At 54.4% G+C, this 25,997-nt stretch carries 17 protein-coding genes; 16 read left to right on the top strand and 1 reads right to left on the bottom strand.

All coding sequences use genetic code 11. The features are described from left to right. Positions 1–528: 528 nt before the first annotated feature. The 16 genes from ilvE to CTH_RS03745 all read left to right on the top strand — a co-directional run bounded on the left by ilvE (position 529) and on the right by CTH_RS03745 (position 25,013). Positions 529–1,428 carry a branched-chain-amino-acid transaminase gene (gene ilvE, locus CTH_RS03670; protein ID WP_078664230.1) on the top strand — a complete coding sequence of 300 codons (900 nt, stop codon included), beginning with the start codon at positions 529–531 and terminating at the stop codon, positions 1,426–1,428. A 22-nt stretch (positions 1,429–1,450) separates the two neighbouring features. After that, entirely contained in the window at positions 1,451–3,112 is a 1,662-nt protein-coding gene (gene ilvD, locus CTH_RS03675; protein WP_078664332.1) for a dihydroxy-acid dehydratase, read from the top strand. A gap of 7 nt (positions 3,113–3,119) precedes the next feature. Next, positions 3,120–4,790 (top strand): biosynthetic-type acetolactate synthase large subunit, encoded by a 1,671-nt coding sequence (ilvB, locus tag CTH_RS03680; protein WP_078664229.1) that lies wholly within the window; start codon positions 3,120–3,122, stop codon positions 4,788–4,790. Positions 4,791–4,795: 5 nt separating this feature from the next. Further along, a complete protein-coding gene (ilvN, locus tag CTH_RS03685; protein ID WP_078664228.1) occupies positions 4,796–5,308 on the top strand; it encodes an acetolactate synthase small subunit in 513 nt (170 codons plus the stop codon). A 2-nt stretch (positions 5,309–5,310) separates the two neighbouring features. Continuing rightward, positions 5,311–6,303, top strand: coding sequence for a ketol-acid reductoisomerase (gene ilvC / locus CTH_RS03690; protein WP_078664227.1), 993 nt, complete (start codon positions 5,311–5,313; stop codon positions 6,301–6,303). Positions 6,304–6,342: 39 nt separating this feature from the next. Further along, complete coding sequence (gene ilvB, locus CTH_RS03695; RefSeq protein ID WP_078664226.1) at positions 6,343–8,043, top strand: biosynthetic-type acetolactate synthase large subunit; 1,701 nt, start codon at positions 6,343–6,345, stop codon at positions 8,041–8,043. Further along, the gene (locus CTH_RS03700) at positions 8,040–9,596 is read left to right on the top strand and encodes a 2-isopropylmalate synthase (protein WP_318262751.1); all 1,557 of its coding nucleotides are present in this window, start codon (positions 8,040–8,042) and stop codon (positions 9,594–9,596) included. The genes ilvB (CTH_RS03695) and CTH_RS03700 overlap by 4 nt, the downstream gene beginning before the upstream one ends. Before the next feature lie 3 nt (positions 9,597–9,599). Then, a complete protein-coding gene (gene leuC, locus CTH_RS03705) occupies positions 9,600–10,862 on the top strand; it encodes a 3-isopropylmalate dehydratase large subunit (RefSeq protein WP_107753097.1) in 1,263 nt (420 codons plus the stop codon). Position 10,863: 1 nt separating this feature from the next. Next, positions 10,864–11,364 carry a 3-isopropylmalate dehydratase small subunit gene (gene leuD / locus CTH_RS03710; RefSeq protein ID WP_107753099.1) on the top strand — a complete coding sequence of 167 codons (501 nt, stop codon included), beginning with the start codon at positions 10,864–10,866 and terminating at the stop codon, positions 11,362–11,364. A gap of 4 nt (positions 11,365–11,368) precedes the next feature. Beyond that, positions 11,369–12,454: a 3-isopropylmalate dehydrogenase gene (gene leuB / locus CTH_RS03715; RefSeq protein ID WP_079933311.1), complete on the top strand. Its 1,086-nt coding sequence runs from the start codon at positions 11,369–11,371 to the stop codon at positions 12,452–12,454. Positions 12,455–12,471: 17 nt separating this feature from the next. Beyond that, the gene (gene cimA / locus CTH_RS03720) at positions 12,472–14,052 is read left to right on the top strand and encodes a citramalate synthase (RefSeq protein WP_242946587.1); all 1,581 of its coding nucleotides are present in this window, start codon (positions 12,472–12,474) and stop codon (positions 14,050–14,052) included. Between the two features lie 38 nt (positions 14,053–14,090). Next, complete coding sequence (locus CTH_RS03725; protein ID WP_078664221.1) at positions 14,091–14,291, top strand: hypothetical protein; 201 nt, start codon at positions 14,091–14,093, stop codon at positions 14,289–14,291. Between the two features lie 246 nt (positions 14,292–14,537). After that, positions 14,538–19,268 carry a S8 family peptidase gene (locus CTH_RS03730; RefSeq protein WP_107753101.1) on the top strand — a complete coding sequence of 1,577 codons (4,731 nt, stop codon included), beginning with the start codon at positions 14,538–14,540 and terminating at the stop codon, positions 19,266–19,268. Beyond that, the gene (locus CTH_RS03735; RefSeq protein WP_107753103.1) at positions 19,265–20,869 is read left to right on the top strand and encodes an S-layer homology domain-containing protein; all 1,605 of its coding nucleotides are present in this window, start codon (positions 19,265–19,267) and stop codon (positions 20,867–20,869) included. Before CTH_RS03730 ends, CTH_RS03735 begins: the two co-directional genes overlap by 4 nt. A 121-nt stretch (positions 20,870–20,990) precedes the next feature. Beyond that, positions 20,991–23,153: a S8 family serine peptidase gene (locus tag CTH_RS03740; RefSeq protein ID WP_107753106.1), complete on the top strand. Its 2,163-nt coding sequence runs from the start codon at positions 20,991–20,993 to the stop codon at positions 23,151–23,153. A 132-nt stretch (positions 23,154–23,285) separates the two neighbouring features. After that, on the top strand, positions 23,286–25,013 hold the full coding sequence (locus tag CTH_RS03745; protein ID WP_159073812.1) for an S-layer homology domain-containing protein: 1,728 nt from the start codon (positions 23,286–23,288) through the stop codon (positions 25,011–25,013). A gap of 47 nt (positions 25,014–25,060) precedes the next feature. Here CTH_RS03745 and CTH_RS03750 read toward each other — a convergent pair whose 3' ends face one another. Next, on the bottom strand, positions 25,061–25,939 hold the full coding sequence (locus CTH_RS03750) for a transglutaminase-like domain-containing protein (protein WP_107753110.1): 879 nt from the start codon (positions 25,937–25,939) through the stop codon (positions 25,061–25,063). Positions 25,940–25,997 lie beyond the last annotated feature (58 nt).

The raw sequence follows: 25,997 nt of genomic DNA on the forward strand, positions 1-25,997 counted from the left end.
GTCGGGAGAACGGACGCAAGAGAGCCGGGAGGGTGGAAACCGGTGTCACGGGCCCGGACGGGGATCACCCCTGAGCTGTCGGTCGAACCCTTGCTCAGGCAGTAGGCCGTACCGGGTTAGCCGCCGTTATCCGGCTACAGAGGGGTTCCGGTTTGCTTGACCGGAACAACCAGGGTGGTACCGCGGAAGGCATCTTCAGCCTCTCGTCCCTGTCGGGACAGAGAGGCTTTTTTACAAGTAAATAGGCATTACCGAGGGAAGTGTACCTAGGGTTCCGCCGCAAGTTCTTTGCGGGACTGTGACCAAGCGGTACAGGCGGCTTTGGCCGTTACACCGTGGGGATAAAAGACCCAAGCGGATAGGTTCCACTCGATCTTGGATCAAGATTGAACTGGTGGGGTCTGTCCGCTTGGGTTTTATTTATACACAAATTCAAAATTTGTCTCCCCTGGATAGACATGGGGGTGATGGGAGCGGTGGGGAGACAGGAGGTTTGAGCTGTAGAATTTTTGAGGGGAGGAATTTGTTGTGGGTCTGATCATTTATCTGGATGGCAAGTTCGTACCGGAGGAAGAAGCTAAAGTTTCCGTTTTCGACCATGGTTATCTCTATGGAGACGGGGTTTTTGAAGGCATTCGCGCCTATCACGGCCGGGTATTCAAGTTGAAGGAGCACATCGACCGGCTCTATGAATCGGCCAAAACCATCATGCTGGACATTCCGCTCAGCAAAGAGGAAATGACGGAAGTGGTGGTGGAAACCTGCCGCCGCAACAATATCCGCGATGGCTATATCCGCCTGGTGGTTTCCCGGGGCAAGGGGGACCTGGGTCTGGATCCGCGCAAGTGCCCGCGGCCGACAGTGATGTGTATTGCTGCTACTATTACTCTTTATCCCCAGGAATTTTATGAAAAGGGGCTGGAGGTTAAAACCGTTCCCACTCCCCGCAATCTGTCTGAAGCCTGTAATCCGCGGGTGAAGTCCCTGAACTACCTGAACAATATCTATGCCAAAATCGAGGCTAACCTGGCCGGGGTGCTGGAAGCCCTGATGCTCAATGCCCAGGGTTATGTCTGTGAGGCCACCGGGGATAATGTGTTCATTGTCAAGGATGGGGAACTGATTACTCCTCCCATTTATCTGGGGATTCTGAAGGGGATAACCCGGGATGTCGTTATGCAGCTGGCCCGCCAGCGGGGTATTACCGTCAAGGAAGAAGTTTTTACCCGGCATGATGTTTTCAATGCCGATGAGGTATTCCTTACCGGTACCGCTGCAGAGCTGATTCCGGTTATCAAAGTGGATGGCCGGGTAATCGGCGATGGCAAGCCCGGGCCCATGTTCCAGCAGCTGCTGCAGGACTTCCGGGCCCTGACAGAAGTGGATGGACCGGAAATCTTCGTACCTGCTACGGAAAAAGTCGGTTAAGTGAGGAGGAAACAGGGTGCAACTGCGCAGTTCTGCGGTCAAATCGGGATTGGAAAGGGCGCCCCATCGTTCGCTCTGGAAGGCGATGGGCTATACCGGGGAAGAATTGCAGCGTCCCATTATCGGGGTAGTGAACTCCCACAATGAAATTGTACCCGGACACATGCATCTCAATACCATTGCCGAGGCGGTCAAGGCCGGGATCAGGATGGCCGGGGGACTGCCGGTGGAATTTCCGGCCATTGCCGTCTGTGACGGGCTGGCCATGGGCCATAAGGGCATGCACTACAGCCTGGCCAGCCGGGAGCTGATCGCCGATTCGGTGGAAATCATGGCAGAAGCTCATGCCCTGGACGGACTGGTGCTGATTCCCTCCTGTGATAAGGTAGTGCCAGGAATGCTGATGGCGGCGGCTCGCCTCAATATTCCCGCCATTTTTATCAGCGGGGGGCCGATGCTGGCTGGACGCTGGCAAGGTCAGGCCGTTTCCCTCTCCACGGTGTTCGAGGGCGTAGGGGCAGTGGCGAATGGTCGCATGACCGAAGCCGAACTAGAGGAACTGGAAGAAGGAGCCTGTCCGGGTTGTGGTTCCTGTGCCGGCATGTTTACTGCCAATTCCATGAATTGCATGACGGAAGTGCTGGGGATGGCCCTGCCGGGCAATGGCACCATCCCGGCGGTGATGGCAGCCCGTTTGCGGCTGGCCAAGGCAACAGGAAAGCAGATCATGGAACTGGTGCGGCGGAATCTCAGGCCGCGGGATATTATGACTGCGGCGGCTTTCCGCAATGGCCTGAAAGTGGATATGGCCCTGGGTTGTTCCACCAATACCCTTTTGCATTTGCCGGCTATTGCCCACGAGGCGGGAGTGCCCTTTGAGCTGGATGATGTCAATCGTTTTAATGAAGAGATTCCCCAGCTTTGCAAGCTGAGCCCTGCTGGCCCTTACCATATGGAGGACCTGCACCGGGCTGGCGGTATCCCGGCGGTGATGAGCCGGCTGGCTGCCCAGGGCAAGCTGGAAACAGAGGTATTGACGGTAACAGGGAGAACCATGGCGGCCAACCTGGAGGGGGTCAGGGTGCTGGATGAAGAAGTCATCCGGCCCTGGGATCGTCCTTACCAGGCCACCGGGGGACTGGCGGTGCTGAAAGGCAGTCTGGCTCCCCAGGGAGCAGTGGTCAAGAAAGGAGCCGTGGCTCCGGAGATGCTGAAACATACCGGTCCGGCCCGGGTGTTTGACGGAGAGGAAGCGGCGGTTAAGGCCATTCTCGGCGGGCAAATTCGGCCGGGAGATGTGGTGGTGATCCGCTATGAAGGGCCGAAAGGCGGACCCGGTATGCGGGAAATGCTGACTCCCACAGCGGCGGTGGCCGGAGCGGGATTGGATAAAGAGGTGGCACTGATTACCGATGGTCGTTTTTCCGGAGCCACCCGGGGGGCTTCTATCGGTCACGTTAGTCCGGAAGGAGCGGAAGGGGGACCCATTGCTCTGGTCCAGGAAGGGGACTTAATTGCCATTGATATAGAAGCAGGCCGGTTGGATTTACTGGTAGATGAAACAGAACTGGCCCGGCGCCGGGCAAAATGGCAGCCACCGGAGCCGAAGGTCAAAACCGGCTACCTGGCCCGCTATGCCAAACTGGTAGGCTCAGCGGCGGGCGGGGCGGTTGTGAAGGGGTGAAAAGCGAATGGAAATGACAGGAGCCCAGATGCTGGTCAAATGTCTTGAGGCCGAGGGTGTAGAGCATATTTTCGGTTATCCCGGCGGGGCAGTGCTGAATATCTATGATGCCCTTTTTGATTCTAATATTTGCCATATCCTGGTTCGCCATGAGCAGGGGGCAGCCCATGCTGCTGACGGATACGCCCGGGCCACCGGCAAAGTGGGGGTCTGTCTGGCCACTTCCGGGCCGGGAGCGACCAACCTGGTTACCGGTCTGGCTACCGCCTATATGGATTCCATACCGATTGTGGCTTTCACCGGCCAGGTAGCCACGGGGCTAATCGGTAAGGATTCCTTTCAGGAAGCAGACATTTTCGGCATCACCTTGCCCATAACCAAGCACTCCTTTCTGGTTAAAAACCTGGAGGATCTGCCCTTTACTATCAAGGCAGCCTTCAAAATCGCCCGGGAAGGGCGGCCGGGCCCGGTGCTGATCGACTTGCCCCGGGATATTATGGCAGCTAAAGGCCATTTCCGCTATCCGGAAAAAATCTGCCTGCCGGGCTTCAAACCAGTTTATGATGGGCATCCGGAACAGATTGCCCAGGCTGTACGGCTGATCCAGGAAAGCAGCAAGCCGGTGATCTATGCCGGGGGTGGGGTGATCGCTTCCGGAGCTGCCAGACATCTGCTGGAACTGGCGGAATTGATTCAGGCGCCGGTGACTACCACCCTGATGGGGCTGGGGGCTTTTCCCGGAGACCATCCTCTCTTCCTGGGGATGCTGGGCATGCATGGTACCGTGGCAGCCAATTTTGCCGTCAGCCATTGTGACCTGCTGATTGCCATCGGTTGCCGCTTTGATGACCGGGTGACCGGCAAAATCGAGGAATTCGCCCCCGGGGCCAGGATCATCCATATCGATATCGACCCGGCGGAAATCGGCAAAAATGTGCGGGTGGATGTGCCCATTGTTGGTGATGTCGGCCGGGTTTTGTCTGAACTGAACAGCAAACTGGTAGCCCGGGCTCCCGGGGATTGGCTGGCCACCGTGGAAGCCTGGAAGGAAAACCATCCTTTGCGCTACAGCAAAGAAGGAGAAGGGATCAAGCCCCAGTATGTGGTAGAGGAGCTGCGGCGCCAGACCAGGGGCATGAAGGTGAAAATCACTACTGAGGTGGGACAGAATCAGATGTGGGCCGCCCAGTATTTCACCTTTACCGAGCCCCGCAGCCTGATTACCTCCGGTGGGCTGGGCACCATGGGCTTTGGTTTGCCCGCTGCCATTGGAGCGGCGGTGGCCTGCCCCGACCATGTGGTCATCGATATTGCTGGTGATGGCTCTATCCAGATGAACAGCCAGGAGCTGGCCACCGCTGTCCAGTACAACCTGCCGGTCAAGGTGGTTATCCTCAATAACGGCTATCTGGGTATGGTACGGCAGTGGCAGGAACTCTTCTACAACCGGCGTTACTCTCAAGTGGATATGAGCTGGGCCCCGGATTTTATCAAACTGGCCGAAGCCTATGGAGCCAAAGGCCTGCGGGCCACCCGGCCGGAAGAAGTGCCGGAGGTACTGGCTACCGCCCTGGCGACTCCGGGTCCGGTAGTGGTGGATATCGTTGTTGACCGGGAAGAAAATGTCCTGCCCATGGTACCGCCGGGCGGGGCACTGCACAAAATGATTGGAGGGTGAGGGATATGCGCCATATCTTAGCGGTGCTGGTGGAAAACAATCCCGGGGTGCTGACCCGGGTAGCGGGCCTGTTCAGCCGCCGGGGCTACAATATTGACTCCCTCACCGTGGGCAGAACGGAAAACCCCCGCATTTCCCGCATGACCATTGTGGTGGAGGGAGATGACCTGGTTTTAGAACAGGTGACCAAGCAATTGCACAAGCTGGTGGATGTGCTGAAGATCAAGGATATTTCTTCCGAGGATTATGTGGACCGGGAGCTGATGCTGATCAAGGTCAATGCCGCCGACCAGCAGGTGCGGGGAGAAATCATGCAAATCGTCGATATCTTTCGGGCCCGCATTGTGGATATCGGGCGCAAGACCCTGACCATCGAAGCTACCGGGGATGAGGGCAAAATCAATGCTCTGGAAAACGCCCTGCGGCCTTTTGGGATCAGGGAACTGGTGCGTACCGGCAAAATCGCCATGCTGCGGGGCCAGAAAACTACAACAGCAGACATAAAGGAGGAAGATTGAGAATGGTAAAGTGCTATTATGATCAGGATGCCAATCTGGAGTTATTGAAAAACAAGACCGTGGCAGTGATCGGTTATGGCAGCCAGGGCCATGCCCAGGCTCTGAACCTGCATGAATCCGGAGTACGGGTAGTAGTCGGCTTGCGGCCGGGCAGTGCCCGCTGGGCAGAAGCAGAGGCGGCTGGACTGAAGGTGGCCACTCCGGCGGAAGCGGCGGCTCAGGCGGATATTATCCAGATTCTCACTCCCGATGAAACCCAGGCCAAACTGTACCGGGAGGAAATCGCCCCCCATCTGACCGCCGGCAAGGCCTTGATGTTCTCCCATGGGTTCAACATCCACTATGGTCAGATTGTGCCTCCTGCTGATGTGGATGTCTTCCTGGTAGCGCCCAAGAGCCCTGGCCACATGGTGCGTCGCATGTACCAGGAAGGCCGGGGGGTACCGGGCCTGATCGCCATCCATCAGGATGCTACCGGACAGGCCAAAGACCTGGCTCTGGCTTATGCTAAAGGGATTGGCTGTACCCGGGCCGGGGTATTTGAAACCACCTTCAAGGAAGAAACGGAAACCGACCTCTTCGGGGAACAGGCGGTCCTTTGCGGCGGGGTTTCCGAGCTGATCAAGGCCGGTTTCGATACTCTGGTGGAAGCGGGTTATGCTCCGGAAATGGCCTATTTTGAGTGCCTGCATGAACTGAAACTGATTGTGGACCTGATCTATGAAGGCGGCCTGAGCTGGATGCGCTATTCCATCAGTGATACGGCTGAATTCGGTGACTACATGACCGGCAAGCGCATTATTACCGAAGAAACCCGGCAGGAAATGAAGCGGGTACTGGCCGAAATCCAGAATGGCGAATTCGCCAAAAAGTGGATTCTGGAAAACCAGGCCAACCGCCCTGTCTACAATGCCATCAAGAACAAGGAACAAAACCATCTGATCGAACAGGTCGGCCGGGAATTGCGGGCCATGATGCCCTGGTTGAAAAAGTAAGCAGTAAGAGGGGTTTTCGCAGATACAGGAGGGGTTTTGATGAAAATGAAGGCAGCTCAGGCCCTGATTAAATGCCTGGAGTTGGAAGAGGTAGAAATCATCTTCGGCTATCCCGGCGGGGCTGTGCTGCCCATCTATGACGCCCTGTACGGGAAGGGGATCAAACACGTACTGGTGCGTCAGGAGCAGGGGGCGGTCCATGCCGCTAATGGTTATGCCCGGGTCACCGGAAAAACGGGAGTGGTACTGGCCACTTCCGGTCCCGGAGCCACCAACCTGGTGACAGGTATAGCCAATGCCTATATGGATTCCATCCCGGTGGTGCTGATCACCGGGCAGGTATCTACCGGCATGGTAGGTACTGATGCTTTTCAGGAAGTGGATATTACGGGAATAACCATTCCCATTACCAAACACAATTACCTGGTCAAAAACGCCCAGGACCTGCCCCGCATTGTCAAGCAGGCCTTTTACCTGGCCCGCAGCGGCCGGCCGGGCCCGGTGCTGATCGACATTCCCCGGGATGTGCAGGAACAGGAAATAGAGTTCGCTATTCCTGAAGATTTTCGCCCCCAGGGCTATAAACCCACCTACCGGGGGAATGCCCGCCAGGTCAAGCTGGCCGCTGAACTCTTAAACCAGGCCCAGCGGCCGGTGCTCTATGTGGGAGGAGGGGCCATCCATGCCGGCGCCCAGCCGGAACTGGTAGCCCTGGCGGAAAAGCTGCAGGCACCGGTGACCACCACCCTGATGGGGTTAGGGGCCTTTCCCGGCGGGCATCCCCTGGCTCTGGGCATGCTGGGCCTGCATGGCTGGAAAAGCGCTAACCTGGCGGTGCAAAATTGTGATGTCCTGGTTTCCCTGGGCGCCCGTTTCGACGACCGGGTGACCGGAGCGGTGGAGAAATTCGCTCCTCAGGCCCGGATTATCCATATCGATATCGACCCGGCGGAAATCGGCAAGAATGTACGGGTGGATGTACCCATCGTCGGCGATGTGCGCCTGGTCCTGCAGGATCTGCTTCCCCGTCTGGAGCCGGTGGCGTCCCGGGAGGAGTGGCTGGCGCAAATCCGCCAGTGGCAGCGGCAGTATCCCCTGCCTACCCCCCGGGAAAAAGGCTGTCCTCAGGCCCAGATCCAGGGCTGGGAAGTAATCCAGGCCCTCTATCGCCTGACGGGAGGAGAAGCTATTATCGTCACCGATGTGGGCCAGCACCAGATGTGGGCGGCCCAGCATTTCCCCGTCAACCGGCCCCGCTCCTTCCTCTCCTCCGGTGGCCTGGGCACCATGGGCTATGGCATGCCGGCAGCGGTGGGAGCGCAAATGGGGCGGCCGGGGGAAAAGGTGATTCTCATCACCGGGGATGGCAGTTTCCAGATGTCCATGAATGAATTCGGGACAGCGGTGGAACAGGGCCTGCCGGTAAAGGTGATTGTGCTCAATAACCGGCAGCTGGCCATGGTGCGGCAGCTGCAGGAATTTTACTGTGGCGGCCGCTATCTGGGCGTGGATTATACTGGCCAGCCGGACTTTGCCATGTTTGCCCGCTGTTATGGCGCCCGGGGGTACAGCATCAACCGCAGGGAAGAACTGGAAGCGATACTTAAAGAAGCATTGACGGAAAAAGGGCCGGTAATTGTTGATATATCCGTCTGCGGCCGGGAAAATGTCTACCCCATGGTGCTGGGCGGCTGTGGTCTGGAAGAAGCCATAACCAGTAAGGAGGAATGGAACGGGTGAGCAGTAATCGCATCTATTTTTTTGATACTACCTTGCGCGACGGGGAACAATCCCCGGGTGTCAGTTTGAATATAAAGGAAAAACTGGAGATCGCCCGCCAGCTGACCCGGCTGGGGGTGGATGTGATTGAAGCCGGCTTTCCCATCGCTTCCCCTGGCGATTTCGCTGCTGTCCAGGCTATCGCCCGGGAAATCAGGGGAGCGACTATCGCTGCCCTGGCCCGGGCCAACCAGCTGGATATCGACCGGGCCTGGGAAGCCATCAGGGAGGCGGAAGAACCGCGCATTCATACCTTTATCGCCACCTCGGATATTCATCTCCAGTACAAATTGCAGAAAAGCCGGGAGGAAGTGCTGGCCCAGGCGGTGGAGGCGGTCAAATATGCCTGTCGTTATACCCCCAACGTGGAGTTTTCGGCGGAAGATGCCTTCCGCAGTGACATCGACTACCTGGCTCAGGTGGTAACTGCCGTGATCGATGCGGGGGCGAAGGTGGTCAATATCCCCGATACGGTAGGCTATGCTACACCGGAAGAATTCGGGACCTTTATCCGGGAACTGCGGGAAAAAGTACCCAACCGGGACCAGGCAATTTTTTCCGTCCACTGTCACAATGACCTGGGCCTGGCGGTAGCCAATTCCCTGGCTGCCATTCTGGCCGGGGCCCAGCAGGTGGAATGCACCATCAATGGTATTGGAGAAAGAGCGGGCAATGCCGCTCTGGAAGAGATCGTCATGGCCCTCTACACCCGGCGCTCCATTTTCCAGAAGGAGTTCCGGATTGTCACCGAGGAGATCTATCGTACCAGCCGCCTGGTTTCCGCTCTCACCGGAATGAAAGTCCAGCCCAACAAGGCGGTGGTGGGCAAAAACGCCTTTGCCCATGAGTCGGGAATTCACCAGGACGGGGTGCTGAAAAACCGGGCCACTTATGAGATTATGAACCCGGAATTGATCGGGCTGCACAAAAACACCATCGTCCTGGGCAAACATTCCGGACGCCATGCTTTCCGGGATCGTTTGCAACAACTGGGCTACCAGCTGGAAGGAGAACAGCTGGAACAGGCCTTCCAGCGCTTTAAGGAGCTAGCTGACCGCAAGGGGGAAATCTCGGACGAAGACCTGCTGGTCATAGTCGAAGGGGAAATATTGCGGGTACCGGAAACCTATACTCTGGAATACTTCCATATTTCCAGCGGCAGTGCAGTGGTACCTACTGCAACAGTTGTATTGACGCGGGCCGGAGAACGGCTGGAAGAAGCGGCCTGTGGCGATGGGCCGGTAGATGCCATCTACAAGGCCATTGATAAACTGACCGGCAATACCGGCTGTCTGGTCCACTATGCCCTCAATGCTGTTACCGGCGGCAAGGATGCCCTGGGGGAAGTAACTGTCCGCCTCAAGGATGAAAAGGGCAAAATCTTCGTCGGCCGTGGCCTGTCCACCGACGTGCTGGAGGCATCGGCCCGGGCTTATGTGGATGCTCTCAACAAACTGGAATACGAGCGGGCCCTGGGACTGGTCAATGGAGAACAGGTAAGGGAGAGTGTTTAAGACATGGCAATGACGATTACCGAGAAAATACTGGCTGCCCATGCCGGCCGGGAGCAGGTACAGGCCGGGGAATTGATCAATGTCAGGGTGGACCTGGTATTAGGCAATGATATCACCGCTCCCGTAGCCATCAAGGAATTCAGGAAAATCGGGGTGGAACGGGTTTTTGACCCGGAGCGGATCGCTCTGGTACCCGACCATTTCACTCCCAACAAGGATATCAAGTCAGCGGAACAGGCCAAACTGGTGCGGGAATTCGCCCGGGAGCAGGGCCTGACCAATTACTTTGAAGTAGGACGGATGGGGATTGAGCATTGTCTTCTGCCGGAACAGGGGCTGGTAGGGCCCGGAGATGTGGTGATCGGGGCCGATTCCCATACCTGTACCTATGGCGCCCTGGGGGCATTTTCCACCGGGGTCGGTTCTACCGACCTGGCAGCGGCCATGGCCCTGGGGGAAATCTGGTTCCGGGTGCCGGAAACCATCAAGTTCGTTTACCACGGTCAACTGCGGCCCTGGGTCAGCGGCAAGGACCTGATTCTGCATACTATCGGCCTGATCGGGGTGGATGGTGCCCGCTATATGGCCATGGAATTCACCGGTGAGGCTATTGAGAACCTCTCCATGGATGGCCGTTTTACCATGTGCAATATGGCCATTGAAGCCGGGGCCAAAAACGGCATTATCGCTCCCGACCAGAAAACCCTGGAATATGTGGAAGGTCGAGCTAAACGGCCCTGGCGGGTCTACCAGAGTGACCCCGATGCCAAGTACTATAAGGTCATCGAAATCGATGCCTCGGCCATAGAGCCTACTGTTGCCTTCCCCCACCTGCCGGAAAATACCCGCCCCATCAGCCAGGTGGGCACGGTGGAAATCGACCAGGTGGTAATCGGCTCCTGTACCAATGGCCGCATTGAGGACCTGCGCATTGCCGCCCGCATTTTAGAAGGCAAGAAAGTCCATCCCCGGGTGCGCTGTATCGTTATCCCCGGCACCCAGGCCATTTACCAGCAGGCTATGGCGGAAGGGCTGATCAAGACCTTTATTGAAGCGGAATGCGCTGTCAGCACCCCCACCTGTGGTCCCTGTCTGGGCGGCCATATGGGTATTCTGGCCAAAGGGGAACGGGCTCTGGCCACCACCAACCGCAACTTCGTAGGCCGTATGGGCCACCCCGAAAGTGAAGTCTATCTGGCCAGTCCGGCTGTGGCTGCCGCTTCCGCCATCGCCGGGCAAATTGTGGCACCTGAGGAGGTATTGTAGGATGAAACTGCGTGGACGCACCTGGAAATTCGGTCATGACATCGACACTGATGCCATTATTCCTGCCCGCTATCTCAATACTTCCGAACCGGCGGAGCTGGCCAAACACGTGATGGAGGATGCTGACCCCACCTTCCCGGGCAAGGTGCAGGCCGGGGATATCATCGTGGCCGGGAAAAACTTCGGCTGCGGTTCTTCCCGGGAACATGCCCCCATTGCCATCAAGGCAGCGGGAGTCAGCTGTGTGATCGCCCAGTCCTATGCCCGCATTTTCTACCGCAATGCTTTCAATATCGGCCTGCCTATCCTGGAAAGCCCGGAAGGGGCTGCGGCCATTGAGGAAGGCCAGGAGGTAGAAGTGGATTTGAATACCGGGGTGATCACCAATCTCACCACCGGGACTACCTACCAGGCTACCCCCTATCCGCCTTTCATGCAGGAACTGATCCAGGCTGGAGGCCTCATCAACTATACCCGCCGCCGGCTGGGGAAGGAGGCGTAGGGTGATGACAAAACTGATCGCCCTTTTGCCCGGGGATGGCATCGGCCAGGAAATCGTGCCTCAGGGCCGGAAAGTGCTGGAGGTAGTGGCCAGCCGCCTGAGGCTGGAACTGGAGTTTGAGGAAGGTTTGATCGGAGGAGCGGCCATTGATGCCACCGGCACCCCGCTGCCGGAAGCCACTCTGGATCTCTGCCGCCGCAGCACCGCTATCCTGCTGGGGGCAGTTGGGGGGCCAAAATGGGATAACCTGCCGGTCCATCTCCGTCCGGAAGCAGGGGCACTGCTGCCCCTGCGCAAGCAGCTGGGACTGTATGCCAACCTGCGCCCTGCTTTTCTCTTTGCTCCGCTGGCCAAGGCTTCCCCGCTGAAGCCGGAGCTGATTGAGGGGTTGGACCTGCTGGCAGTGCGGGAATTGACCGGCGGCCTCTATTTCGGGGAGAAAAAAACCTTCCGCCGGGAAGACGGCCAGGAAACGGCCATCGATACTCTGGTCTATACGGAAGGGGAAATCGAGCGGATTGTGCGCCTGGCCTTTGAGCTGGCCCGCAAGCGCCGCCGCAAGGTCACCTCTGTAGACAAGGCCAATGTGCTGGAAAGCTCCCGCCTCTGGCGGCGGGTGGCGGAACGGGTGGCTCAGGATTATCCCGATGTCACCCTGGAGCATATGTATGTGGACAACTGCGCCATGCAACTGGTGCGCTGGCCCAAACAGTTTGATGTGATTGTCACCGAGAATATGTTCGGGGATATCCTGACCGACCAGGCTTCGGTTCTGGCTGGTTCCATCGGCATGCTGCCTTCCGCTTCCCTGGGGGGCGAAGTGGCCCTGTATGAGCCCAGCCACGGCTCAGCTCCCGATATCGCCGGTCAGGACAAGGCCAACCCCCTGGCTACCATCCTTTCCGTGGCCCTGATGTTGAAGTTCTCCCTGGATTGTGAAGAGGGAGCAAAGGCCATCGAACAGGCAGTGGCTGAAGTGCTGGCTGAAGGCTACCGGACGGCTGACCTCTGGGAGGAGGGAGCCAAACTGGTAGGCTGTCGGGCCATGGGGGATCTGGTGGCAGAAAAAGTAGCCGCTATTTTAGGCTAAGGAAAGGAGGAACACCCTTGGCGGTAAAAATCTACGATACCACTTTACGGGACGGCACCCAAGGGGAAGGCATCTCCTTTTCTGTGGATGACAAGCTGAAAATCGCCGGGCGTCTGGTGCAGATGGGTTTTCACTGGGTGGAAGGGGGCTGGCCCGGTTCCAACCCCAAGGACATGGAGTTTTTCCAGCGGGCCCGGGAGCAGGAATGGGCCCGTTCCCACCTGACAGCCTTTTCCAGCACCTGCCGGGTAGGCCAGCGGCCGGAAACGGATGTTATCATTCAGGCCTTGCTGGAGGCCGGCACTTACTGGGTGACTGTATTCGGCAAGAGCTGGGACCTGCATGTCACCGAGGCCCTCAATACCACCCTGGATGAAAACCTGCGCATTATCCGGGAAACCATTGCCTATCTGGTGCAGCAGGGCCGGCAGGTAATCTTCGATGCCGAGCATTTCTTCGATGGTTACAAGGCCAATCCTGACTATGCCCGGGCAGTGCTGGCAGCAGCCCGGGACGGCGGAGCCAGCTGGCTGGTTCTCTGTGATACCAATGGCGGTTCCCTGCCCTGGGAAGTGCAGGAAATTACCCGCCAGATCGGGCAGGAATTTGCCCTGCCCCTGGGCATCCACTGCCACAATGATGGCGAACTGGCGGTGGCCAACTCCCTGGCGGCGGTCCAGGGAGGCGCTACCATGGTGCAGGGCACCATTAACGGGTTCGGGGAGCGCTGCGGCAATGCCAATCTCTGCTCCATCCTGCCCAATCTCACTTTCAAGATGGCTGCGGAGACCATTCCCCGGGAGCAGCTGGCCCATCTGACCGAGCTGTCCCGCTATGTCAGCGAGCTGGCTAACCTGCACCATCCCAACAATTTACCCTTTGTAGGCAAAAGCGCCTTTGCCCACAAGGGTGGTATCCATGTCAGTGCCATCCTGAAAAACCCGGGCACCTATGAACACCTGAACCCGGAGCTGGTGGGCAATGAGCGCCGCGTCCTGGTCTCCGAACTGAGCGGGGCCAGTAATATCGTCTATAAAGCAGAGGAACTGGGGCTGGACCTGGACAACATCAGTGCCGAAGCCAGAGCCATCCTGCAGGAGATCAAGGAACTGGAACATCAGGGCTTCCAGTTTGAAGGAGCGGAGGGCACTCTGGAACTGATGTTGCGCCGGGCTTTTGAGAACTACCAGTATCCCTTTAATCTGGTGGCCTTTCGGGTGATCAATGAGAAGCGGGAAGGGGAGCGCTTCCACTCGGAGGCAGTGATCAAATTGCAAGTAGGGGACGAAATTATTCATACCGCTGCGGAAGGCAATGGCCCGGTGAATGCCCTGGACCGCTGCCTGCGCAAGGCCCTGGAGGGGGTATACCCCGCCATCCGGGAGATGCAATTGAGTGACTACAAGGTACGGGTTCTGAATGAAAAGGCAGGCACAGAAGCAAATGTACGGGTGTTGATTGAAACCACCGATGGCCATGACAGCTGGAATACAGTGGGGGTATCGGAAAATATTATCGAAGCCAGCTGGCAGGCTTTAGTGGACAGTCTGGCCTATGGGTTACTGAAACGGAAAAAGACCTCCGGTCCGCAGGAGTAGCGGACCGGGGGTCTTTTCAAGAAAGAAGGTATATAATTATGGATGATAGTCCAAAGCAAAAAGAAACTGAGGGGGAAGTGGAGGTGGAGATGATGGCAGTTTCCATGAAGCCAGCACCAGTCTTTACTGGTTCAGCTGCGAAAAAATTGATTGAACGGCTGGAAAATCCTAAAGATAACACAGCAATATTTCAGAAATGCATAGAACTGGCAAAGGCCATAAGGGAGAAGAAAGAATAAATATGATATCTTGAGTTTGAAAAGCTAGGCGGACCTTGCTAAACAGATAGCAGGGTCCGCTAATTTATTTTTAGGTTCAAAATTAAAAAGAAGCTGGTCCACAGAAAAAAGGGGCCAGCGGTCTTTTTTAGACAAAATTTGACAAAAATATTTGCTTAACTCAAGTATACTTCGACAAAAAAATCCCCTTACCTTATGTTACTATATTTACGTGTATTACCAAAATCATGAAAGGGTGAGGGGTAAATGAAACAAAGGCTGCTCAGCTTAATGCTAGTTTTCATCCTGTTATTGAGCCAGGTCATGCCGGCGGCAGCTGGCACGGTACCAGGAAAAAACATGGGTCAGATACAATCTACCCCAGGCGAGTATATCGTCAAGCTGCGTAACAAGCAGGCAGGCAAGAAAGTCAAGGCTAACCTGCAAAAAGCCAGCATCACTGTCCTGAAGGAAAAGGGTGACCGGTTGCTGGTCAAGGCCAGGCCGGGACAGGATACCAGAAAACTGCAGGACATGATGGCAGCAGCCGACATCGAGTATGTAGAACCAAACTATATTCTTCAGAAGGCAGATGTACAACCGGCAGAACCTTTGCAGGAATTACAGTGGGGATTACCAGCAGTCAAGGCTCCGGAAAGCTGGAACCTTATCTATCCTACTGCTCCGGAAGTAACGGTGGCAGTGGTGGATACCGGGGTGGACTATACTCACCCTGATCTCAAAGATCGAGTGGACACCGAGTATGACCGGGATCTAGTTAACAATGACGATGATGCCATGGATGACGAAGGCCACGGTACCCATGTGGCCGGGATTATCGCTGCGGCTATTAATGGCCGGGGTATTAGCGGGGTAAGCGGGCCGGCCAATATCCGCATTTTGCCGGTAAAGGTGCTGAACGCCTGGGGTTCCGGCAGTGTATTTGATATTGCCGAAGGTATTCGCTATGCCGCTGACCGGGGAGCAGCGGTAATCAACATGAGCCTGGGTGGCAAGGTCTACAGCCGGACCCTGGCTGAGGCAGTAGCATATGCCCAAAACAAGGGGGCTCTAATTGTAGCTGCTGCCGGCAACAGCGATGATAATGTAGAATACTTTACTCCGGCCAGTTTGCCGGGGGTACTGGCAGTAGGCGCAATCGATGAGAACAAGGAAAAAGCATACTTTTCTAACTGGGGGCGCAAATTGGATCTGGTAGCGCCTGGTGTGGAAATTCTCAGCTCTATTCCGGAATTTGTCTATGATTATTATAAGGATGATAAGTACTTCCAGGAAAAGTTTATCAAAGATCAGGGCGCATCCTATCTCTACGCATCCGGTACTTCCATGGCTGCTCCCCATGTGGCCGGAGCTGCGGCATTGCTCAAAGCCGTTAAACCAGATTTAAAACAGCAGGAAATAGCCGCTATTCTCCTGGCCAATGCCGAAGACCTGGGGGCCCCGGGCTTTGATGATAAATATGGTTATGGCCTGCTGGATATCCAGAAAGCATTAAACAATCTGGAGAATAAAATAACCAGGGTCCAAATCCACAATCCGCGGCCAGGCCAGTTGATCTGGGGTAAGACAGACGTTAAAGTAGAACTGAACCAGCCACGCTCCGGGCAGACTTTGAAATTAACCTTAATCGGGCCTGATAACACGGAAATTTCTCTGCCGGATCAGGAAGTACAGGAAGACAAATTTGTTTATCTGACCGAGCTGGATATTGATAAAGTGCTGACCAATACCGGTGAGACCATTCCTTTACCTGACGGCGATTATCTGATCAAGGCGGAATTAGTTGAGGGCCAGGAAACAGTAGCAACAGAAGAATTATCTTTTCAGGTTAAACGAGAGCCCCAAAACGGGATACAGGTTCAGGTTTTTGATCCGGAAGGGAAACCGGCTGATCGGGCCTGGGTAATCCTGATGCACAAAGGCTACTGGGACGAACAGGGATGGCATGATGGCTGGCCTTTAGACATTGCCTATTTTGGCATTACCGACCATTTTGGCCAGTTAACTATACCGGCAGCAGATGCGGTAGACGGCAACAAGTATGACTTATATGTTTTGAGTGACCCGTATCTGCCGGACTCTACGCCCTTTTTATACCGCAAAACAGTGAGCCAACCCGGGAAAATTACTTTCTATGGTACAGGCTTACAGCAGGTTAAGGTCAAGCTGGAAGATCGCCAGAATCAGCCGGTAGCTGCTGCTGAAATCATGATAGACATGATAGAAAATGATTTTAACTATTACGGCTTCTCCTTGCCGCTGGGCAAAACTGATGCCAATGGCGAATTAATGGCATATGTGGATAAAGGGTTATACCGGTTCCAGGCTCTGGAAACCGATCCTTCAGACCATCAGATTATGATGTTGCAAACCGAGAATATTAGCCTGAACGGAATGCAGGACATAAAAACTGTAAATTTCGATCTGGAAAAAGCCGGGATTGTGCGTTTGAGCGATACCACGCCGGATAAGCTGCAGGTAACGGCTTTTCTGGACGGAGTCGGAATCGGATTGCCTTTGACCAAGGATGTGGAAGCCCTGGTAACAGCCCGCGATTATTTCCCTGCCTTTCTTAATGAAACTACGGATGAAACCAAAATGAACTGGTTTTATTTTACATCACTAATGCAACCACTCACAGTTACGGCCGGCCAAGTCCAGGAAATAGACCTGGGAGGAGAATGGTCAACTACGTTACAGGTTTTTGAACCTGATCCCTATATGCAGACGCAGGAAGTTGTTGGCCAGGTGTTGACCCAAACTCAAGCTGGCCAGCGTTTATGGGAAGTTTACCGGGAAAAAGGGGAAACAGAACCGGACGGTACAGTACAAATGTTGTTGAAAGGTGAAAAGGGTAAACCGAAATTTGTGAACCTGTCGGCAAAGGGTCTGCAGGAGGAAGAAGAAAGCGGCTTCGTCTGGCCGGAAATGAAGATTTATGATCAGGAAGGCAATGAAGTAGTCAATGCCAAAGCCGAAGCCTATTGGAGCAACTTTTTCATTGCCACGGAAAACCTGGCAGAAGGCAAATATACAGCCAGATATACCCTGAACGGCGGGCCTTTGGTAAAAGATCAGCAGGCTGAAACTGGGTTCCAGGTGGCACATGAAGATGGGAAAGATACCCTGGGCGAAATCACCGTTCAGGTAACCGATGTGGATGGCCAAACACCGGCCCGAAATCCGTTCCTGATGATTTTCGAAGTAACACCTGACCAGGAATCTTCTTTTCCAATTTATGCTGATTATGGCGATGAAAACGGCATGGTCGCCATCCCCGGCGGATTGCTCGCGGAAGACCGGCAGTATTATCTGCTGGTGCAAAATACCGAAGCAGAAGAACGGGCATTGGCCTGGTTTGAATTCAAGAAAGCAGAAACCGTAGATCATGTTCTAAAAGTTGATCTTTCTAAGACTACAAAGGTTCAGTTTAGGGCAGATTTGCCAGAGGACTTTAATGGCTATGCCTCTGCCATTGCCAGGTTGAAAGATGCCAGAGGGAAGGTGCTGTGGGAGACCTGGTTGACCGACATCAATGATCAGGAAAGTGTGCGCCTGACCCCGGGCAGCTACGATTTCGCCCTCTATGTCTGGGATGAACAAAACCAGCAAACTCTGGCCTATTTGACTGCTGCGAATCAGACGGTGCCGGCGGATGCAGGGGGCCAGATGGAATTTTCTCTGGCAAATGCTGTAACGCTCAGCGTGGAAAATGACGATGATTCCCTGATTGTACTGAATCAGGCAGGCGGCCTATTCGGATACTTAATTGATCCCGGGGCTGCACGGCAATTTAAAGTTTCTCCCGGCCAATACCGGTTCCAGTACTTGCTCAATAAACAGGAGAATGAAGAACACTGGTTCTATGTCCTGGGAGAAGATGTCGCCAGAACCGTTGACGGTGCAGCCACGCTCGAATTTGACGACGAAATGCACATGGAGTTTGAGCTAAAAGATGAGTTCCGCCGCGGAGATACGCTGACGGGAACGGTAAAGATTGCTGATTCTCATGGTAATCGCTTAACCAATATCTGGGCTTACTCTGATTACTATGAGATTTACCGCCAGGGCCAGGTGCTGGTGAAGGATAAGCAAGGCGACTATCTGTTTATGGATTTCCATAAACAGTCCGGATTGAATGTAATCCAGAAGAAAAATCACTTCCTGATTGCGCCCATTCTGAACATCTACGATCAACAAGGCAAGCAGCTGGTGCATAAAAAGGATTATCTCCACTATCGGGAAATCAGCCACTGGCTCAGTCCCGTTTTCCAGACCGGACAAACTTACAGGGCTGAGCTTTATCTGGGAGTGAGCCCATCGCAAACCCTGACGCAGAACAGGGAATTTACCATATTGCCGGGTAATAATGCCGATCTGGCCAGGATTTTGATTAACGGCCAGCCGCTGGCAGATTTCGAGCCGAATAAGACCGAATACACGGTGACGTTGCCCTATGGCGCGGAGTTGCCCACGGTAGAAGCCTTTGCTCAGGACGAGCTGGCCAGGGTGGAGATCCAGAAACCAGCGCCCGGCAATTCGCTAGCCCTGATTACGGTAACGGCGGAAGATGGCACAGAAAAGGTTTATACTATTAAATTTGTCTGGGCAGAAAATCCTTTTAGCATCAAGGTCCAATTCCTGTATAATGGTGAGCGGGCTGATTTCCTGGTAGACGGGAAAAGTCTGGATGCAGAGGTGGAAGTGAGAAATTGTCAGGCACAAGGGCAGCAAGTAATGGTCATCGTTGCCCTGTATAACCAGCATAACCAGATGGAGAATTTCGCTTATGTCTCCAAATTCATTGAAGCTGGAACTATTGAACATTTGCATGCCGGTTTTAACCTGCCCAGTAATGTTAATGGCTACAAAGTTAAAGTCTTTATCTGGGATGGCATGAATCTGGCTGAAACTAAAGCGACGCCATTAAGCAAGGAATTTTTTATCACTGCAGCGGAAAGGAATGGGGCCCGGTGAGAAAATATCCAATAATAATATTAGCCCTGTTGTTTATGCTGTTCGGGTCGGGAATTAACCCGGCCCGGGCAGCAGCGGGATTCAGCAATGTTAGCGTCAGTTTCCGGCACTCAGACAGCAGGTTTGTCATTACCGGAAATTTTGGCGACCTGGCTGGAAAAATGGTAACCCTCTTGATTTTTGACCCGGAAGGGAAACCGGTATATATTGATCAGGGTTTAACCGGCGCCCGGGGAGCCTTCAGTTTTCAGGGACCGGTCAGCCGCCCGGTTAAAGGTTTGTATAAAATCAGGCTGGGCGGTGAAGGTAATGATGCGCCCTATGAAACCGAATATGAATACAAACAGCCTCAAATAACAGGCGGAGGAGGCAGCGGAGGCGGTGGCAGCAGCAGCCCTGCGCCTGCTAGTGCCGTTGACCTGGGGAACAGTGCCAGTAGCCAGGTCCGGGAGGAGCATGGCCGTCAGGTGCAGGAGACAGTCCTGGATGAAGCCAGAGCCGCAGCTGCTCTCAGCCAGGTTGCTGTTCGGGGAGAGGTTAATCTTACTATAAGTGGGACAGCCGCGGAAAACCGCATAACCATACCATCCCCAGTATTTAAAATAATGGAGGAAAAAGCAGTAACCCTCGAAATCCAAACGGAGAGCGCCGGCTACACTCTGCCTCTACAGGCCCTGGAGGGGCAGAAGGCCAATGGCGGGCTGGTACTGACCATCAGTAAAATCAAGGCTGAGGAAGAGAAGCAGTGGCGGCAGGCAATGGCAGCAGCTGGACTGGAACTGGCCGTTACACCGGTAGAATTCAAGGTAGAAGTGATTAATGACGGGCAAAAGCAGGAAGTCAGGCAATTTAACCGCTATGTCAGCCGTACCCTGTATTATGCTGGCACAGGGCAGGAAAATCTGGTAGGGGTAGTATTAAATGCCGATGGCAGTTTTGCCCCGGTCCCCACCCTGGTGACCAGAGAGAACGGTAAAGTAGCAGTAGTGATAAAAAGGCGCAGCAACAGCACTTATGCAGTTGTTGCGGTTCCCCGGCGGACTTTTGCTGATCTGAACCAGCACTGGGCCAGGAAAGAGGTGGAACAGCTGGCCGGCAGGATGATCATTAAAGGGATCGATGCGAAACGGTTCAATCCTGCGGGCAAGGTGACCAGGGCGGAGCTGGCAGCCATGCTGGTGCGGGCCCTGGGTTTGTCCGAACAGCAGACTGGTTCGGCTAAAGCTTTTTCTGATGTACCGGCTCAGGCCTGGTATGCCAGGGCAGTGGCTGAAGCGACGGCGGCCGGTTTGCTGGTAGGTTATCAAGATGGGCGTTTCCGGCCTTTACAACCGGTAAGCCGGGAGGAGATGGCGGTGATCCTGGTGAGAGCTATGAAGCTGGCCGGTACCGAGGTAAAGCCGGAAACAAAGGCGGAGCTGGCCAAATTGCAGGACTGGCAGCAGATCAGCACCTGGGCGCAGGAGGATGTGGCCGCAGCGGTGAAACTGGAGCTGTTTGCCGGGGATGAGAAAGGACGGTTTAATGGTGGGAACAAGGCCAGCCGGGCGGAAACGGCTCTGGTGTTGCAACGATTGCTGGTGAAAGCCGGGTTGATGTAGTTAAAAGGGAAAGGACCTCCGGTCCGCAGGAATAGCGGGCCGGAGGTCTTTTGATTATCAAAACAAATTTAGCGACAGCAGAATATACTGGAGTAAAGGAAAAACTGGGAGGCTAACCAAAATGGAAGAAATTAAGCGCTATATTATCAGGCTGAAGCATAGGGGTTGGCGGAAAAAGGCTAAACTTCTGAATCGTTCGTTGGCGGGGAAAATAATTCATACTTATGAGACCCTACCGTATCTGGTGGTGGCATTAAGTTCTGAAGAAGCTAACAGCATACGGGGAGAGGATGGATTAGTGGAAATATTTGAGGACGGGTTGGCTACCACACAGGAGCAACAGGTACCCTGGGGAGTGTCGGTCATCAAAGGGTCCAAGGGCGCAACCCAGTCCGGTATCCGTGGAGAAGGGGTACGAGTGGGTATACTGGACACTGGCATTGACTTAAATCATCCGGACCTGCGAGTTGCTGGTGGAATAACCTTTGTGGGCAATTCCTTTCAGGATGACAATGGCCACGGTACCCATGTAGCTGGAATAATTGCAGCACAGGACAATGATCAGGGTGTGGTGGGCGTAGCACCGGGTGTTGAGCTGTTTGCTATTAAAGCACTGAACAGCGCCGGTAATGGCTGGTACAGCGATATAGCTGCCGGGCTAGAATGGGCGGTAAAAAACAAGCTTGATATAATTAACCTGAGTTTAGGTGGAAATCAGGATAATGCCTTACTGCGGGCAGCGGTGAAAAAGGCGGCTAATGCTGGAATATTGCTGGTGGCGGCAGCAGGCAATTCCGGCAATGAAGAGGGGAGCGGGGATACGGTACTGTTCCCGGCTAAATATCCAGAAGTGATTGCTGTGGCGGCTATTGACCGACAATGGCAACGAGCGGCTTTTTCCAGTACCGGACCCCAGGTAGAACTGGCTGCCCCCGGGGTGGAAATACTCAGCACCAATCTCTGGGGAGGATATAGGACAATGAGCGGTACCTCCATGGCTACGCCGCATATTACCGGGCTGGCAGCTCTGCTGAAATCTGCTCTACCTCAGTTAACAGCCCCAGAGCTCAGGCGGCGGCTGGGGGAAGGAGTAATTGATCTGGGGCCGAAAGGACGGGACTCCTGGTATGGTTATGGGTTGCCTACCGGGGGGTTAGTTTTGCCGCAAACACAACCTGACAATACGCCACCTCAGCTTTACCTTATGGGCTTGCCGCCTGGTGAACCTGTTAGCGGTGAAGTAAACCTGGAAATTCTGGCCTTTGATCCCAGTAGAATAAAAGAAGTACAGCTGTTGATTGACCAGATACCAGTGGCCAAATGGACGACAGCACCTTACCGTTATGCCTGGGATACTCGGAAAGTGCCTGTGGGTGAACACCAGTTAACGGTATATGCGCTTGATGGTATGGGTAACCTGGGAGAACTGAGGCAAATAGTAAAGGTTGTACCAACGGTAACTATCCTTGAGCCACCGGCGGGAACAGTAGCCAGGCATCAGGTGCGGGTACGGGCTGTGTTTTCACCTAATGCAGTGATCGAAGGGGCGGAATTTTATGTAGATGGCATTAAGCGGGAAGAGGCCCGAGTGACAGCTAATGAAGTGGAATTTAGCTGGGACAGCGGTGAGGTCAGTCAAAGTGGATTATCAGTGCATACCCTGAAAATTATCGGTATTACTGCTACAGGTATGACTGGAACAGGCAGTGTTCAGGTTAAGGTGCGCAATCCAGTAGTGCAAATTTATGCCCCGGCAGCTGGCAGTGTACTGGGCGGAGATACTGTCGATGTTTTTGTGCAAGCCAGTGACCAGGAAGGAATAGAACGGGTCGAGATGTTTTGGGACGAAGAACTTATTAGCAGTATAGCTGGTGGCACTCAACCATACCGGTTTGCCTTATCACTTAAGGAGAAAAGGGCGGGAAGCCATATTCTTAAAGCTATTGCCTACACACCAGGGGGCAGACGGGCTATAAGTCCGGCGGTAAAGGTGCAAAAAGGGGTGGAGATCCTGTGGCTCAGTCCCATTCCGGGGACGAGAATTTGGGGGAAAAAAGAAGTCAAGGTGCGATTCGGTGATCCGGTTAGCCGGGCAGAGCTGCTGGTAAATGATCAGCGGCTGGGAATCAGATACCCGAATGGCACGGGTCCGGTAAGTTGGACGCTGGATGCTACAGCGTATCCGGACTTGACGGTATTGGTGCTAAAAGTGCTGGTTCTGGCAGCAGAAGAACGAATTATCAGCTCAATGATTGTACCATTAACGGTGGACAGCCAGGCATGAAAAAAACGCAAGTTGCAGGTTTTTGTCGAAATATGACTAAAAATATTTGCTTAACCAGAGCAGGAAAATCAAAACAAATATAGAAAAAGAAATTTATTGTATAGAATATTCTGCAGAAAGGGGCTGAAAAGTTTGCATAAAAAAATAATTTCCGTCATTTGCGTCCTATTCTTGCTGTTGACGGAATTTTTTCCTGCGCGGCAGGCAGGGGCAGCTGAAGACAAGGCTGGTGTGGGCTATGTGGCCCTGGGGGATTCGCTGGCCCTGGGTGTAGGCAGCTCTAAAAGTTATGTCCAGAGATTTTACGAGCAAATAAAAGACAGGCGGGGCGTCAAGGAATTGACCCTGATCGCAGAAGAACAGGCTACCAGCAGGGATCTGCTCCGGTTTGTTACCGATCCGGCCAATCGGGAAGCGATCAAAAAGGCCAGGGTGATTACCATCTGGTTTGGCGCCCATGATTTCATGCAGGCAGTGAGACGCAATCCCCACAATTACCGGCAGGCCGGGAATGAGTTGAAAGAGAACTTGATTACTGCGGTGCAATTAATAAGGTCTATTAATACCGGTAAGGACACTACCATCTATCTGCTCAACTTCTACAACCCGGCACCCGGAGAAAAAGTTCCAGGGGTGAGAGCTACCGACCCGGCAGAGAAAAAGTATGAAGCCTTTGATTTGTTGATTCCTTACCTGAATGGTTTTATTGCTGATGCCGTGAAACAGGTCAACAGTGACCCCTATATGCCTCCTGTGGTGATTGTGGATGTGTTCAAGTCCCTGCAGGAGCTGGGGGTGGCCAAATATCTTGGCAAAGGAAAGGATCCCATTTATCAGGACTATAATAATGCTCATCTCTCCGATGCCGGGCACCAGGCAGTAGCTGAGGCACTGTTTAAAGCGCCGGTCAGTATCCGGCCGGGCAGGCCGCTGGCTCCTTCCCGGGTGGAGGAGTTTTCCCTGCCGACTAACGGGGCAGCAGTAAGTGCAGACCAGGGGCGCCTGGCAGTGGATTTCGGCAATGCCAGCTTGCCGGCCAATGCCTTGCTGTATGTTAAGACCTATGAAGAGCCTCCTTTTATCGTTAGGGGAGAATTGTTAAGTCCGGTTTATGATCTGGTTCTGTCCTTCAAGCCGCCACAAGCATTCAAAATTAGTTTGAAGCTAGATCAGAATAAAGTCAAGAATTGGAAAAATGTTTATGTTTTCGAATTTAAAGGCAATGGGCAAAAACTGAAAGTGCGGCAACAGAGCGCTGATACTACCAGGGGGACGATCACAGCAGTTGTTAAAAGGGGCGGTTTATATGGAGTAGTAGCTGTGAAAAACAGTTTCCCCGATACTGCTAAACACTGGGCCAGAGGGGAGATCGAAAAAATCGCCGGGTTGGCCGTAATCGATGGAGATGAGCAGGGATACTTCCGGCCAGAGCGGCCGGTTACCCGGGCAGAAGCGGCTAAAATGCTGGTGGAGGCTACAGGAGTAGAAGTTGAGGATAATACCGCTGCCACCTTTAGCGATGTACAAAGCTCAGCCTGGTATGCGTCCTATGTGGCAGCAGCAGCTAAAGCCGGACTGATGCAGGGGTATCAGGGCAAGTTTCGGCCAGGGGATAAGTTAACCCGGCAGGAGCTGGCAGTGATCCTGGAACGGGCTTATGGGAGCAAAATCAAGGGCGGAAATGGCGGTAAGCTGGAGAGCTACAGCGACCGGCAGCAGGTAGCCACCTGGGCGCAGGGAGCAGTGAACAAACTGGTGGAAGCCGGCATCCTGAAAGGACGGAAAAAAGATAAACTGGCTCCGGCAGGAGTGACGACAAGAGCTGAACTGGCAGCATTGCTGGCCAGATTGATGTCATAAGGGAAAAAGCGGTACCAGGCCGTAAGGCGAGGTACCGCTTTTGCAGTTTATCGGTATTCTTCCGCCCGGTGGTAGCGGTAGAACTGGCTGTAGGACATGGAGAAGTAGAGGGTTTGGGCACGAGGGATAAATCGGTTGCCCGCCAGGTAACCGGCATCCCAGGTAGGGTCCAGGGGTTGCCATTTGCCGTCCAGCAGGACTTCGGCCCAGGCGTGTTCGTACCAGATGCGGTCATAGGCTTGTCCAACCACGACTCGGGCAGGCAGGCTGGCAGCGCGCAGGAGAGCTACCGTCAGGTTGGCGTAGTCCAGACAGAGGCCCTTGCGGCTGGCCAGAGTGGCCAGGGCACCGGAACCGGGACCGTAAAGTTGCTGGCTGCTGAGGCGAGCAGCATCATAGGCGATGTTTCTGGTGACCCAGCGGTAGATATTATAGGCTTTTTGTCTGGCGCCAGCGTTTTTGCCAGCCAGATCCTGAGCCAGTTTACGCACAACGGGATGGTCGCTTTCCACGCCACTGCCAGGCAGGAGATAACGTCGGTCCGGCAAGTCGATAGCTTCCAGACGTGCTTCAGCCTCGATCTGGTAGAGGAAATTAGCACCGGCCGGGAGATAAACGGTCAGGTAATACTGGCCGCTGCCAAAGCGCAACCAGAAGGAACCATTGATAGCACCGTTACGAACCGGGAAGTAATAGGCGGCGCGGTCATCGCCGCGACGGATTTCCACCAGTACCTGTCCGGCAGGCAAGTTCTGACCCTGAATCAGCAATTGTCCCGGCTGGGCGGGATTGATTTTTACCTTCACCAATTCGGAAGTTAAGGGATCCAGCCACCTGACACCAGGCTGGGCAGCTGCCCAGGCCGGCACTGCGGCTATTAGCCCGAGCAGAAACAGGAGAATCAGACTCACGCTTCGCTTCCTCATAAAATATCGCCCCCAGCGGGAAGGGAAAGCCGGGGGCGCGTACAGTAAAGGGTGGGAA

The organism is Carboxydocella thermautotrophica (assembly GCA_003054495.1).
Classification (GTDB): domain Bacteria; phylum Bacillota.